This is a genomic window from Pseudomonas sp. 58 R 3 (assembly GCF_900006605.1).
Taxonomy (GTDB): domain Bacteria; phylum Pseudomonadota; class Gammaproteobacteria; order Pseudomonadales; family Pseudomonadaceae; genus Aquipseudomonas; species Aquipseudomonas salomonii.
In genome coordinates this window covers 60,423-71,735 of the sequence record NZ_CVTT01000050.1, presented here as the reverse complement: position 1 = coordinate 71,735, position 11,313 = coordinate 60,423, and the positions used below count along the sequence as shown (strand labels likewise).

The 11,313-nt window shown below is 60.3% G+C and carries 13 protein-coding genes; 9 read left to right on the top strand and 4 right to left on the bottom strand.

The window, feature by feature from the left end:
• The first annotated feature begins 436 nt into the window (after window positions 1-436).
• The 7 genes from cobU to BFP92_RS12925 all read left to right on the top strand — a co-directional run bounded on the left by cobU (window position 437) and on the right by BFP92_RS12925 (window position 5,722).
• Window positions 437-958, top strand: coding sequence for a bifunctional adenosylcobinamide kinase/adenosylcobinamide-phosphate guanylyltransferase (gene cobU, locus BFP92_RS12955; RefSeq protein ID WP_065929778.1), 522 nt, complete (start codon window positions 437-439; stop codon window positions 956-958).
• Complete coding sequence (cobT, locus tag BFP92_RS12950) at window positions 955-2,010, top strand: nicotinate-nucleotide--dimethylbenzimidazole phosphoribosyltransferase (RefSeq protein WP_065929777.1); 1,056 nt, start codon at window positions 955-957, stop codon at window positions 2,008-2,010. Before cobU ends, cobT begins: the two co-directional genes overlap by 4 nt.
• A complete protein-coding gene (gene cobC, locus BFP92_RS12945) occupies window positions 2,007-2,582 on the top strand; it encodes an alpha-ribazole phosphatase family protein (protein ID WP_065929776.1) in 576 nt (191 codons plus the stop codon). Before cobT ends, cobC begins: the two co-directional genes overlap by 4 nt.
• A gap of 2 nt (window positions 2,583-2,584) precedes the next feature.
• Entirely contained in the window at window positions 2,585-3,313 is a 729-nt protein-coding gene (locus BFP92_RS12940) for an adenosylcobinamide-GDP ribazoletransferase (RefSeq protein WP_065929775.1), read from the top strand.
• Window positions 3,314-3,355: 42 nt separating this feature from the next.
• Window positions 3,356-3,760, top strand: coding sequence for a MarR family winged helix-turn-helix transcriptional regulator (locus tag BFP92_RS12935; RefSeq protein ID WP_017134898.1), 405 nt, complete (start codon window positions 3,356-3,358; stop codon window positions 3,758-3,760).
• Between the two features lie 64 nt (window positions 3,761-3,824).
• On the top strand, window positions 3,825-5,024 hold the full coding sequence (locus tag BFP92_RS12930; protein ID WP_170875838.1) for an MFS transporter: 1,200 nt from the start codon (window positions 3,825-3,827) through the stop codon (window positions 5,022-5,024).
• 149 nt (window positions 5,025-5,173) lie between these two features.
• Entirely contained in the window at window positions 5,174-5,722 is a 549-nt protein-coding gene (locus BFP92_RS12925; RefSeq protein WP_065929773.1) for a glutathione peroxidase, read from the top strand.
• A gap of 63 nt (window positions 5,723-5,785) precedes the next feature.
• On the opposite strand, the gene BFP92_RS12920 is transcribed toward BFP92_RS12925, so the two are convergent.
• From BFP92_RS12920 to BFP92_RS12905, 4 genes are all read right to left on the bottom strand, one after another.
• The gene (locus BFP92_RS12920; protein ID WP_056861448.1) at window positions 5,786-7,087 is read right to left on the bottom strand and encodes an OmpP1/FadL family transporter; all 1,302 of its coding nucleotides are present in this window, start codon (window positions 7,085-7,087) and stop codon (window positions 5,786-5,788) included.
• A 146-nt stretch (window positions 7,088-7,233) separates the two neighbouring features.
• Window positions 7,234-7,716 carry a hypothetical protein gene (locus BFP92_RS12915; protein WP_065929772.1) on the bottom strand — a complete coding sequence of 161 codons (483 nt, stop codon included), beginning with the start codon at window positions 7,714-7,716 and terminating at the stop codon, window positions 7,234-7,236.
• A gap of 276 nt (window positions 7,717-7,992) precedes the next feature.
• Window positions 7,993-8,217, bottom strand: coding sequence for a hypothetical protein (locus BFP92_RS12910; RefSeq protein WP_005790139.1), 225 nt, complete (start codon window positions 8,215-8,217; stop codon window positions 7,993-7,995).
• A gap of 441 nt (window positions 8,218-8,658) precedes the next feature.
• Window positions 8,659-8,964 (bottom strand): hypothetical protein, encoded by a 306-nt coding sequence (locus tag BFP92_RS12905; protein ID WP_065929771.1) that lies wholly within the window; start codon window positions 8,962-8,964, stop codon window positions 8,659-8,661.
• Window positions 8,965-9,425: 461 nt separating this feature from the next.
• Between BFP92_RS12905 and BFP92_RS12900 the strand changes: the two genes are divergently transcribed.
• Together BFP92_RS12900 and rmuC are read left to right on the top strand one after the other, a co-directional pair.
• Window positions 9,426-9,749 (top strand): SEL1-like repeat protein, encoded by a 324-nt coding sequence (locus BFP92_RS12900; RefSeq protein ID WP_056861445.1) that lies wholly within the window; start codon window positions 9,426-9,428, stop codon window positions 9,747-9,749.
• A 175-nt stretch (window positions 9,750-9,924) separates the two neighbouring features.
• Window positions 9,925-11,289, top strand: coding sequence for a DNA recombination protein RmuC (gene rmuC, locus BFP92_RS12895; protein ID WP_163005473.1), 1,365 nt, complete (start codon window positions 9,925-9,927; stop codon window positions 11,287-11,289).
• Window positions 11,290-11,313: the final 24 nt, after the last annotated feature.

Sequence of the window (11,313 nt, the reverse complement as noted above, 5' to 3'; positions counted from 1 at the left end):
ATGGCGGTTTGTCGGTGTACATATCCGTAAGCTGGGTAACGGCCACTTATGGTTCCGCTCTTACAGCGGGTCACTTTTGTAAAGACACAAAAGTAACCAAAAAGTCTTCGCCCCACCACTCGGCACCTCGCCTGGGCTCGGTGTGCCCGAACGCAGGCTTGAATCCGTGGGCCGCCGCGATGGGCCATCCTTGGCCCAGCGCGGCTAACCCGGCGTCCTGCCGGGTTACCCACGGCTTCAAACCTGCGTTCGGCCAGCGTGGTTTAACGGGGCGACTGAGATCAACATCAAAAGCCAGATCAAAAGCAGATCTGCCTTCCTGTGGGAGCTGGCTTGCCTGCGAAGGCGATGGCTCGGCTACTGCATGCCCATCTGGTTCACCCCATACGCCGCTGCACACTCCAACTTCTCCACCCGCCGAACGAGGTGCTACCCCATGCATCAGCTAATCCTCGGCGGCGCCCGCTCCGGCAAAAGCCGCCTGGCCGAAAAACTTGCCAGCGACAGCACCTTGCCCGTCATCTACATCGCCACCAGCCAGCCGCTGGACGGCGAGATGAGCGCACGCGTCGCGCATCACCGTGAGCGGCGTCCCGATCATTGGGGCCTGATTGAAGAGCCCATCGAACTGGCTCGCGTACTGCGCGAAAACGCCGCTGCCGGTCGCTGCCTGCTGGTGGATTGCCTGACGCTGTGGCTCACCAATCTGCTGATGCTCGAAGACCCGGCGCGCCTGGCGCTGGAGCGCGATCAATTGCTGCACGCACTGGCAGCGCTGCCGGGAGAAATCATTTTTGTCAGCAACGAGACCGGAATGGGTGTCGTGCCGCTGGGCGAATTGACTCGCCGCTATGTGGATGAAGCCGGTTGGCTGCATCAAGCCTTGGCCGAGCGGTGTCAGCGTGTTGTCCTGACGGTCGCCGGCCTGCCCCTGACTTTGAAAGGTACTGCGTTATGACTGACACCTGGTGGCTCAACCCCTGCAAGGCCGTCGACACGGCGGCGCACGAACACGCGCTGGCGCGCCAGCAGCAACTGACCAAGCCGGCCGGTTCGCTCGGCCAGCTCGAAGCTGTAGCGGTGCAGCTGGCCGGCCTGCAAGGCCAGGTCAAACCGTTGGTGGACCACGTATGGATCGCCATTTTTGCCGGTGACCATGGCGTGGTCGCCGAGGGCGTGTCGGCGTTTCCCCAGGAAGTGACCGGGCAAATGCTGCACAACTTCGTGACCGGCGGTGCGGCCATCAGTGTGTTGGCACGCCAGCTGGATGCGCAGCTGGAAGTGGTCGACCTCGGCACGGTGACGCCGTCCCTGAACCTGCCTGGTGTGCGTCACCTGAACATTGGTGCGGGCACCGCCAATTTCGTCAACGGTCCGGCCATGACCGAAGCTCAGGGCCGCCTGGCACTGCAAGCCGGTCGTGACAGCGCACGTCGCGCCTTGGAAAGTGGCGCACAGCTGTTTATCGGTGGCGAAATGGGCATCGGTAATACCACCGCCGCCAGTGCCTTGGCGTGCGCGCTGCTCGATTGCAAGGTCAGCGACCTCACAGGCCCGGGCACCGGTTTGAACGCCCAGGGCGTCAGCCACAAGGTAGCGGTCATCGAGCGCGCACTGGCCCTGCATGCCGAACAGCGCGATGACGCATTGCATACCTTGTTCAACCTCGGTGGGTTTGAAATCGCCGCCTTGGTCGGTGCTTACCTGGCCTGCGCACAAGCAGGTATCGTCGTGCTGGTGGACGGGTTTATCTGCACCGTCGCCGCACTGGTTGCCTCGCGCCTGAACCCGGCGTGTCGCGATTGGCTGGTGTTCGGCCACGGTGGCGCCGAGCCGGGCCATCGTCATGTGCTGCAACACCTTAGCGCCGAACCCTTGCTGCAACTCGGCCTGCGCCTGGGTGAGGGCAGTGGTGCCGCGCTGGCGGTGCCGTTGCTGCGCCTGGCGTGTGCGCTGCACGGGCAAATGGCGACATTCGCCGAAGCGGCCGTGGCAGACCGCCCGGCATGACCTTGCACCTGGACCTCTTGCGCCACGGCGAAACCGAGCTGGGTGGCGGTCTGCGCGGCAGCCTCGACGACGCCCTGACCGACAAGGGGTGGGCACAGATGCGCGCCGCCGTGGCAGAGCAAGGGCCGTGGGATCGCGTGATCAGTTCGCCGTTGCAACGTTGCGCGCTGTTCGCCCAAGAGTTGGGCGCACGCCTCGATGTGCCGGTGAGCCTGGAAAAAGACCTGCAGGAATTGCACTTCGGCACCTGGGAAGGGCACAGCGCAGCGGCGCTGATGCAAACCGACGCCGAAGGGCTGGGCCTGTTCTGGGCCGATCCCTACAGCTTCACACCGCCTGAGGGCGAGCCGGTCAGCGACTTTTCCCATCGCGTGCTCGGCGCCGTCTCACGTTTGCATCAAGCCTATGCCGGTGAGCATGTGTTGCTGATCAGCCACGGAGGCGTGATGCGTCTGCTTTTGGCGCAGGCGCGAGGTTTGCCGCGCGAACAGTTGTTGAATGTCGAGGTCGGCCACGGTGGGCTGTTCAGCCTGCAAGTCGCCGCCGATGGCGTGTTGAGGGAAGGAATCTGATGATGCTGCCGTTCTGGATCGCCCTGCAATTTCTCAGCAGCCTGCCGATTCGTTTGCCGGGCATGCCGCAGCCTCAGGAATTGGGGCGTTCGCTGCTGTTTTATCCCGTGGTCGGGCTGTTGTTCGGCGTGCTGTTATGGGCGCTGAACAGCGTATTGATGGGCGCGCCGTTGTTGCTGCATGCCGCCTTATTGCTGACGGCGTGGGTGTTGCTGAGCGGTGGCCTGCACCTGGACGGCCTGGCGGACAGCGCCGATGCCTGGCTCGGTGGTTTCGGCGACCGCGAGCGCACCCTGACCATCATGAAAGACCCGCGCAGCGGGCCGATTGCCGTGGTCACCCTGGGTTTGGTGCTGTTGCTCAAGTTCACCGCGCTGGTGGCGCTGATCGAGCAACACAATGGCGCGGCATTGATCCTGGCGCCGTTGATCGGGCGTGCTTCGATGTTGGCGCTGTTCCTGACGACACGCTACGTGCGGGCAGGCGGTCTGGGTCAGGCGCTGTCGGACCATTTACCGCGGGTTGTCGGCCAACAGGTGCTGATCCTCAGTGGCCTGGCCTGCATCCTGATCGGCGGTTTCAGCGGTGGCCTGGCGGTTTTGCTGGCGGCGCTGTGTTTTATCGGTTTGCGCCACTTGATGGTCAACCGGTTGGGCGGCACCACCGGCGACACAGCCGGTGCGTTGCTGGAGCTGCTGGAAGTCGCGGTATTGATCGGTTTGGCTCTGTAACACTTTCTTGCATTTCCTTAATCGCGGGTATATACACGTTCCATGCTTGCCTCCCAATGTTTATGCACCAACCTGCGACGTGCCGCCCGTGGCGTCAGCAGGCATTATGACGGCGCTCTCGACGGCTTCGGGATCAACGTCGCCCAGTATTCTTTGCTGTGCAACTTGCAGCGTCTCGACCAACCGAGCATCTCCAGCCTGGCCGACGCCATGGGCCTGGATCGCAGCACCCTGGGGCGCAACTTGCGCGTGCTGGAAGGCGAAGGCCTGGTGCAGTTGGTCGAGGGTGATGACTTGCGCAACCGCCTGGTGCTGCTGACGCAAGCCGGCGAAGAGCGGCTGGCAGCGGCGTTACCGGCGTGGGAAGCGGCGCAGCAAAAATTGATTGATCAGTTAGGCGCCGAAAAGCGCGAAACCTTGTTGGCCTTGCTGGATGAACTCGCCTGAGCGCGGGTTTGTTCGATTACAAGCGGGTATATACCCGCGAGCGGAGAATAAGAACATGACCTCGATGTGGCGCACCAGTGGTTGGATCCTTGTGGGGAGTGCGCTGATCCTGGCGTTGTCCTTGGGCGTGCGGCATGGCTTTGGCCTGTTCCTGGCGCCGATGAGCAACGAATTTGGCTGGGGTCGCGAGACGTTTGCCTTCGCCATCGCCTTGCAGAACTTGATCTGGGGCTTGGCGCAGCCGTTTACCGGCGCCCTGGCCGACCGTTTTGGCGCGACCAAAGCGGTGTTTGTCGGCGGCGTGCTGTACTCCGTGGGCCTGGTGCTGATGGGCATGTCCGATTCGGCGTGGTCATTGTCGTTGAGTGCCGGCCTGCTGATTGGTATCGGCCTGTCGGGCACCTCGTTTTCGGTGATTCTCGGCGTGGTGGGCCGCGCGGTGCCGCCGGAAAAACGCAGCATGGCCATGGGCATCGCCAGCGCCGCAGGCTCGTTCGGCCAGTTCGCCATGGTGCCCGGCACCTTGGGTTTGATCGGCTGGCTGGGTTGGTCTGCGGCCTTGTTGGCACTGGGCCTGATGGTGGCGCTGATTCTGCCGCTGGTGGCGATGCTCAAGGACAAGCCGCTGCCGGTGGTAACGGGCCAGCAAACCCTGCGTGAAGCCTTGAAGGAAGCCTGTTCCCATTCCGGTTTCTGGCTGCTGGCATTCGGTTTCTTTGTTTGCGGTTTCCAGGTGGTGTTTATCGGTGTGCACCTGCCGGCGTATCTGGTCGACCAGCACTTGCCCGCCACGGTGGGCACCACGGTGCTGGCCTTGATTGGTCTGTTTAATGTGTTCGGCACCTACACTGCCGGCTGGCTCGGCGGGCGCATGTCCAAGCCGCGCTTGCTCACCGGCCTGTACCTGCTGCGTGCGGTGGTCATCGTGTTGTTCCTGTGGGCGCCGGTCACCGAAGCCTCGGCCTACCTGTTTGGCATGGCCATGGGCTTTTTGTGGCTGTCCACGGTGCCGCTGACCAACGGCACCGTCGCAACCTTGTTTGGTGTACGAAACCTCTCGATGCTCGGTGGGATCGTGTTCCTGTTCCACCAACTCGGGTCGTTCCTCGGCGGCTGGTTGGGCGGAGTGGTCTATGATCGAACCGGCAACTACGATTTGATCTGGCAGGTGGCGATTCTGCTCAGCCTGCTCGCCGCCGCGCTGAACTGGCCGGTGCGCGAGCGCCCGGTGGCGCGCTTGCAGGCGCAGATGGAGGCGGCATGAGTGTGACGGCACGGTGTTTGACGGTAGTGGCGCTGGTCGTGCTGATGCTGCTGGCCTGGTGGGGCTGGCAGCGTGGTGGGCTGGCGTTGATGCAACTGGGTATGTCGATCTGTTAAGTTCGTGGTCTGGAAATGTTAAGGACTCACGACATGCAGATGCGCTGGCTTGCAGTACCCGTCCTGATGGCCATTGGCAGTGTTGCCATGGCCGCCAATTGCCCGCCGTTGCTTGAGGGCCAATTGCCCAAGCTGCGCGCCAAGGAATCCATCGATCTGTGCCAGCGCTTTGCCGGCAAACCCCTGGTGATCGTCAACACCGCCAGCTTCTGCGGCTTCGCGCCGCAGTTCAAAGGCCTCGAAGCCTTGTACCAGCGCTACAAGGGCCAGGGCCTGGAAGTGATTGGCGTGCCGTCCGATGACTTCAAGCAGGAAGCCAAGACCGGTGAAGAGACCGCCAAAGTCTGTTACGTGAATTACGGCGTGACCTTCACCATGACCGAGCCGCAAAAAGTCAAAGGGCCGGACGCGGTGCACCTGTTCAAGGTCCTGGCACAGCAGACCAGCGCGCCAAAGTGGAATTTCTACAAGTACGTGGTCGATCGCCAGGGCAAGGTGATTGCCAACTTCTCCAGTTTGACCAAGCCGGACAGCCCGGACCTGATCAAGGCAGTGGAAGCGGCATTGGCTTCCAAACCCTGATCGTCGGCCATTAAAAAGCCCCGCCTCCTGTGCAGGAGGGCGGGGCTTTTTATACAGCGTGAATCAGAACTTGTACGTCATGCCCAGGCCGAAGCCGTTGGCGCTGTTTTCGTACTTGGACGCGTAGGTCTGGCCCAGCGCGTTCTGCTTGTTGACCTTGACCGGCTCTTCCTTGAGGTAGGAGTACGCCAGGTCGATGGTCATATTGTCCATCACAGCGTAGCCAAGGCCGACGCTGAAGATGGTCCGGTCACCGGTCGGAATACGCGGCGAACGGTCGGTGTTGTTGGTGGGCGACTGGTCAAAGGTCAGACCGGTGCGCAGTACCACTTGTTTGGTGACCTGGTACGAAGTACCGATAGCATAGGCCCAGGTGTCGTGCCAGTTTTGCGGCTCTTTGATCTGGCCGACGATCTGAGGTGCGAGCGCACCGCCTGCACGGGTCACGCCTTCGTTGTTGACGGTAATGTCTTTCAGGCGGCTCCAGCGTGTCCAGGTTGCACCGCCGTATAATTTCCAGTCGCTGCTCAGGTCTTGAGTGACCGAGGCGTCCCAGGATTCAGGGGTGTCAACTTTCAGCGACGCGTCGTAACGGCCGGCACCCAGGTAGGCAGCTGGAACGCCGGTGCCTGGAGTGACCTCTGTATGGCCCTCAAGCTTGTACTTCACTTTCGAGTGATACGTCAGGCCCACGCGGGTGGTGTCGGTGGCTTGCACCAGGATACCGGCGTTGAAGCCCAGGGCAGTGTCGTCGCCTTTGACTTTGACTTTGCTGTCACCCGTGCCTGCGAGGCCAGGCAATGGCAGCAAACCAAGGTTTGGCTGCGACTCAAGCGTGCCGGAGATGCGGTTGATGGTCGGACCAAAACCGATCGACACTTTGTCGTTGAAGGCGTAGCTCACAGTCGGCTGGAAGGTGATGACCGCCACTTCACTTTTGTTGCCGAATGCTCGGCCCTGGAAGCCGCGTTCATAGTCAGTCTTCAAGCCGAACGGCGCATAAACGCCAAAGCCGATTGCCCACTGGTCGTTAAGTTTGTTGGTGTAGAAACCAAAAGGGACGGCGGTGAACGGCACCATGTCGCCTTTGTTGCTGCCGCGTGAGCGACCGCTGGCGTCCTTGATGTCGGTAGAAGCGTCAATGGCTGCGACACCACCGGTGATTTGCTGGCCTTCAAGGCGAGCCATGCCGGCAGGGTTACCATAGACAGTACTGGCGTTATCGGCAGAAGAAGAACGGCCTGCGAAACCTGTGCCCATACCCGCGACGTCTTGCTCGTTAAGGGCAAAGCCGCTCGCGAACAGTTGGGTGGAGGCCATTGCAACGGCGAGGCTAAGTGTGGTCTTGAGCATTACTTTTTTCATTATTAGAACTCCGTGGTGATCACCGCTGCGGAAAGTAACAATAAATTTAGGTTAGCGCTATAGGCTGTAATGCAGGAGATAGAGCGGTTTTGTAGGACAATCCGACCAAAATCAACGTTTTTAGCCGAACCTTGCGAAACGCCTGATCAACAATTGACCTGATTCATGGGTGAAACACAGGTTTGCCAGGCTTGGGTGAAATCCCGCAGCCGCCCTTGAGGGTGAAATATTTCTTTCCAGATACGCGCCATGGCCAGTACATCGCCCGGCGCCGGCAGGGCAGGGCTGTGTTGCTCCACCAGCAGCCAGGCAATCGCAGTGGCGTAACGCAGGTTGACGGTCAGCTCAAGCTGGGGCGCACTGAGGAACGCATGCTGGCTGGCCAGGCCGCGTACCAGGCTGGCGCGCTCGGGGTCGCGCGCCAGGTAGTGATCCCAAAGTGCGCGGTGGCGCGGTTCCGTGATGCTGTACAGGCCGTGGCCACGGCGGTCGTGCAGGGCGGAGCCGAGTTCCGACTGGCTGGCGGCAATGCCCAGCAGCAGGGCTTCGGCGGTCGCGTCATGGCGGCCGAGGTAAATCAACGTCGGCCGGATCACATAACGACACAATTCGCTGGCGGCGATACCCATACAAGCCTCGGTCCATGAAAGTGGTCGACGGTGCCTGAGAGGGGGCTTGGCAGCTGTGGATCGGATCTCAGGCCCGTCGCAAGCGGATCATGCCGCTTGAGTTGAAGTGTAGTGTCATATTCACGATGTAAAAGACTGTTTTTAAAACATCTTCTTCATTTAGTTATAACGTTTATATCTATTTGAACTTAGGCAAAATGTTTCGATGGCAAATTTCAGGCAATAAAAAACCCTGCTGTTTAAACAGGGTTTTTGTGTTTCAGCGACTCGGGTCGATCAGGCAGTCAGTGCCTGACGGGTACGCTCGATCACGGCCTGCAGCGGCTCTGCGCTGGAGTATTGATCGGGGTACAGGCGTTCGCTGTGACGAGCGATGCCGTGTTCGTTGACCAGGGTGAAGCTGAAGCAGCCTTTGCGAGCGGCCATGATCAGGCAGTTCATTGGTGCAAAAGCGTTGGTGAGGGTGCGAATGGCATCCTGAGTATGGATTTGAGCGTTCATATTATTGGTGTTCCTACAAATGACACGGATAAGAACCGTGCAGCGTTAAAACGTTCCAGTAACGTTGATCACCATTGATCAAACGAAGAACCCGACTGGAACAAAGCAGCCAGTTTGAAGCGCTATTAAGTTGGCGCGCTTGGGCTGGCAGGTAGGTACTTAGGAGGGCAGGCAACACAACAGGGGCAAAGGTTCTGGGCCCAGGGTGAAGATCCTGATCAATTTGCAGGTTGGTTCGGTCAGAGTATTGAGACTTCGCGGCACCCTTTGCATGTTCAAAGGCAGTGTCGTCGCAAGTGATACCTGGAAACCATCGAGGTGGTCGATCCCGTGTTGTTCAGGGGAGTTGTTCGACCAGAATTGACTTTCAGCTTGGTACTAACGCCGCGGATAGTAACGGATCGAAACCGGGAAGGGAAGCGGCTGAGCAAAAAACTTTTATCAGCCGCCGAGCAAGCCACGATAGACCAGTACCGTCACGGCGGCGGCCAACGAGCAACCCAGGCCGTAGGCCGCGAGGGTCAGGCGCCAGGAGCGGCCGGCCTCGATCACCTTCATTACGTCGCGCATGTCATTGACCCGTCCGTCACCCAGCTCAATGCACAGGCTGACGGCAGTAAAGGCCGCCGATAACAGGATGGCGATGGCGAACAACGCGCCGTCAGGCGAGGGCAGCGCTGCATTGATGCCCAGTGAGGTCGCGCAGATGGCGAGCAGCAACACGGCAAACAACAGGATTCCTTTCATCAGCGCCTGCAGGAGAGTTACGTCGATGGGGGCATGAGTGTGGCGAGCCGAGGTGGATTTGAAAAGTCCTCTGTTCCTGCAGGCCGGTAACATTCCCGAGCGGGTTGAAGCAAAAAACGTCGGTGATATAACCAGTGGATGGGTACTTGTGCACATTAGTTGCGCGGTGTGTAACCACTCTGTCAACTGCCCGAAAGCGCCCTTGTTTGCCTGCAACGAAAATTTAAGTCAATGAAAAACATCACTTTTTTTTATTGGTGAAAAAATCGTCAGTTTGACTGCGGCCCCCGTTTCATGGGGCTTTGCGCGGGTTCAAGGTGGGTTGTCCACTGAGTTATCCACAGCTTCTGTGGATTGTCCCGAGCGCTTGCTCTAGAACGGGCGTGTAGGATTTTTCCAGCTTTACCTGCGCGAAAAAAAGAGTAGAGTGGCGCGCCTTCCAATCTGTCCCACAGTGCTTTATGAAGTTTCGCTCAGTATCACCTTCTGTTACCGACACCCCTCAAACTGTTACCGCACCCAAGCGCTTTTCGCTGAAGGTTGCCTTGTGGCTGCTCGACAGCCCGCGGTTGGGGCACAACGCCAACATCAAGCACTTCGCCGGGCGCCTGCTCAAGCAGCCTGCCCGCGATGGCGTCGTCGCCGCCCAAAGCCGCCTGGGCCAGTTGATGTGCCGCGAGTGCGGCAACGCCCGTGACCGCCGCATTGGCCACGACCTGCTGCGCCTGGCCGCCCGTGCCGGTGACCGCCGCGCCCTGCGCGAGCTGGGGCAGGTCGAAGACTGAGCTGTCCTCAAGCCCCGCGCTTGGTTAACCTTGCTCCTTTTGGGTGATGGCAGAAATGGCTATGGTTTTTGACTGGACCAGTATTGCCTTGGGTCTGGCGGGTGCAGCAGTGCCTTTATTGGCCCTGTGCTGGCAGATTCAACGACGACTGACCGCGCGCATGACCGGCTGGGAGCTGCTCGAAGAGCGCCTGGCGACCGCGCAACTGGCCCAGGAAGGGCTGGCGGCGCAACTGGACGCCAGCCGCGATGAAATCAGCGACCTCAGCCAGGCCAATGCCGCGAAACAGGCCGACCTGGCCGCCATGCGCCGCGAAGTCGAACTGCTGCAAATCGACCGCGATAACGCCCGCGACGCCGCTCACGCCTGGAACCTCGACCGCAGCGCCAAGGAAACCGAGCTGCGCCGCCTTGATGCGCTGTCAGCCGCCTTGCGCGCCGAATTGCGTGAACAACAGGACAGCCATCAACAACGCCTCGCCGACCTGCAAGGTTCGCGCGATGAGCTGCGCGCGCAGTTTGCCGAGCTGGCCGGGAAGATCTTCGATGAGCGCGAGCAGCGTTTCGCCGAAACCAGCCAGGAACGCCTGGGCCAATTGCTTGACCCATTGAAGGAACGCATCCAGTCCTTCGAAAAGCGGGTGGAAGAAAGCTATCAGAACGAAGCCCGCGAGCGTTTTTCCCTGGCCAAAGAGCTTGAGCGTCTGCAGCAATTGAACCTGCGCCTGTCGGACGAAGCCACCAACCTGACCCGCGCCCTCAAGGGCCAGAAAACCCAGGGTAACTGGGGCGAACTGATTCTTGAGCGGGTGCTGGAGCATGCCGGCCTGGAGAAGGGCCGCGAGTACCAGACCCAGGTGAGCCTCAAAGGGCCGGACGGCGAGCGCTTCCAGCCGGATGTGCTGATCATGTTGCCGGGCGACAAGCAGGTGGTAGTCGACTCCAAGGTCAGCCTCACGGCGTATCAGCAATACGTCGCGGCGGATGATGAGGTGATTGGCCAGGCGGCCCTTAAGCAGCATGTATTGTCCCTGCGTAACCACGTCAAAGGCTTGGCCGGCAAGGATTACAAGCGCCTGGAAGGGCTGCACAGCCTGGATTTCGTGTTGCTGTTTGTGCCCATCGAGGCCGCATTTTCCGCTGCCCTGCAGGCCGAGCCGAACCTGTTCCAGGAAGCGTTCGACCGCCATATCGTGATTGTCAGCCCCACTACCTTGCTCGCCACCCTGCGGGTGATCGACAGCCTGTGGAAGCAGGAGCGCCAAAGCCAGAATGCGCGGGAAATCGCCGAAAGGGCCGGCTGGCTGTACGACAAGTTCGTGCTGTTTATCCAGGACCTGGACGAAGTGGGCAACCGTCTGCAACAGTTGGATAAGGCTTACAGCGCAGCGCGTAACAAGCTGACAGATGGGCGTGGGAATCTGGTCAGCCGTACCGAGCAATTGCGGTTGCTGGGCGCGCGCGCGAGCAAAAGCCTGCCGGCGGATTTGCTTGAACGCGCAATGACCGATTCAGACGGCGTGGCGCATCTGCCTGAGTAAATGCAATCCGAAATGTGGGAGCGG